This window comes from Ensifer sp. M14 (assembly GCF_003355565.1).
In the GTDB taxonomy this organism is placed as follows: Bacteria; Pseudomonadota; Alphaproteobacteria; order Rhizobiales; family Rhizobiaceae; genus Ensifer.
In genome coordinates this window covers 1-279 of record NZ_QJNR01000039.1, presented here as the reverse complement: position 1 = coordinate 279, position 279 = coordinate 1, and the positions used below count along the sequence as shown (strand labels likewise).

Sequence of the window (279 nt, the reverse complement as noted above, 5' to 3'; positions counted from 1 at the left end):
CCAGCCCGAGCTTCTTGATCGTGCCGGCGCTCTGGCGATAGAGCTCGGCGCCGACTTCCGTCGAGCCGGTGAACGTCAGCTTGCGCACCACCGGGTTGGAGGTCATCTCCGCGCCGATCTCACGAGCCGAGCCGGTGACGACGCTGAAGAGGCCCTTCGGCAGGCCGGCACGTTCGGCAAGAAGCGCAATGGCAATGGCCGAGAACGGCGTCTGTGCCGCTGGTTTCAGCACCATGGCGCAACCGGCGGCAAAGGCCGGGCCGGCCTTGCGGGTGATCA

Annotated in this window: 1 protein-coding gene; it reads right to left on the bottom strand. The window is 67.4% G+C overall.

All coding sequences use genetic code 11. The features are described from left to right. Positions 1-279, bottom strand: a 279-nt coding sequence (locus tag BLJAPNOD_RS35090; RefSeq protein WP_115423216.1) for an aldehyde dehydrogenase family protein, incomplete at both ends; no start/stop codon positions are given.